The following is a 1,101-nucleotide window of genomic DNA, read 5'->3' as shown; positions in this document are numbered from 1 at the left end:
TATAATTAATTGCTTAGGCAAGTGCTTCTTTGTAAAATTCCTTCGGAATTTTCTCTGGTTCGTAAAAGTTTGTTAAATTAGCTACCTAACCACGCAACTAACCATACACAAGACCGTTGGCAACAATTTGAGAAATGACGAAATACATTCAAATTTTTATAATCTTTTTGACATTATCTGCTTGCGGACAAAATGCGACTGAAATGAAAACACCTGAAAATGCGAATGAAAAGTTTGCAGAATTTATAACAAAGAAAAAGTTCGTAGAAGAAAATTTTTATCCTGGAATTAGATACAGAAGATAGAGAACGAGTTTGCACATATATTGAGGAGTTAATGGACATTGTGGAATTGAAAAGTTCAAATGGACAATTAAATAAATTTATGTACGGATTTGATATTGAGCCATTATTGGATAAAAATTAAATATGGCTAAAGAAAAAATGAAAAAAGAGCATAAAGAAATAATTGATTTGATTTCTAGTTATTTAGAGTATGACCCAGAATTAAGATTTGGACAAGCACTATTTAATCTCAAAATAAATGAATTTCAAAAGTCTACTGACCCAAGAAATCCAAATTACAATTTAAGAGATATTCATAATGACAATGATGCTGATATTCTTAAGCGTATAAAAAATCAACTTGAATGGTTTGACTTACAAAGAAGAGTAATGAAAGGAACATCAAAAGTTGTCGGAATTGAAGGAATGACTGTTAATGAGAGATTATTTGCGACTGACTTAATGGAGTTATTTGACAAAATGAAAAAAACGAATAAGGAATATGCTCAATACATTCTAAAATCATTAAAAGTGGATAGAGAATCAATTGAAAAAATCCTGAAATAAAAAACTGTTGCCAACACCGTATATAATTTATTGCTAGTTCTAGCCTACTTACGAAAATCCTCTCGGATTTTCTATTCGGTTTTTATTTGCTAAATTACGTGCTTAACCACGCAACAAACCATATACAAACACGTTGTGATTAATATTGCCGACTTTCGGTCACCCACCAAACATTGTAGCTTTCTTCGAGGTCTTTTAAGTTTCTAAAAATGATGTGATTTTAAAATCGACGTAGGAAGATTTTTAAAGC

General features: G+C 30.4%; 3 protein-coding genes. All 3 read left to right on the top strand.

The features are described 5' to 3' along the window. The first annotated feature begins 134 nt into the window (after positions 1-134). From VDP25_RS17640 to VDP25_RS17630, 3 genes are read left to right on the top strand one after another with little or no spacing between them, the layout of a single operon-like run. A complete protein-coding gene (locus VDP25_RS17640; protein WP_334471961.1) occupies positions 135-305 on the top strand; it encodes a hypothetical protein in 171 nt (56 codons plus the stop codon). A 31-nt stretch (positions 306-336) separates the two neighbouring features. Continuing rightward, positions 337-426, top strand: coding sequence for a DUF4844 domain-containing protein (locus tag VDP25_RS17635; RefSeq protein ID WP_334471960.1), 90 nt, complete (start codon positions 337-339; stop codon positions 424-426). Positions 427-428: 2 nt separating this feature from the next. Continuing rightward, the gene (locus tag VDP25_RS17630; RefSeq protein ID WP_334471958.1) at positions 429-851 is read left to right on the top strand and encodes a hypothetical protein; all 423 of its coding nucleotides are present in this window, start codon (positions 429-431) and stop codon (positions 849-851) included. Positions 852-1,101 lie beyond the last annotated feature (250 nt).

The organism is Winogradskyella sp. ECml5-4 (assembly GCF_036903175.1).
GTDB classification, from domain to species: domain Bacteria; phylum Bacteroidota; class Bacteroidia; order Flavobacteriales; family Flavobacteriaceae; genus Winogradskyella; species Winogradskyella damuponensis.
The sequence above is the reverse complement of the archived record's forward strand: the minus strand, read 5'-3'. Positions and strand labels throughout refer to the sequence as shown.

Coding starts and splice junctions, on each gene's coding strand:
- VDP25_RS17635 (WP_334471960.1), top strand. CDS start 337: ATGGACATTGTGGAATTGAAAAGTTCAAATGGACAATTAAATAAATTT.
- VDP25_RS17640 (WP_334471961.1), top strand. CDS start 135: ATGACGAAATACATTCAAATTTTTATAATCTTTTTGACATTATCTGCT.
- VDP25_RS17630 (WP_334471958.1), top strand. CDS start 429: ATGGCTAAAGAAAAAATGAAAAAAGAGCATAAAGAAATAATTGATTTG.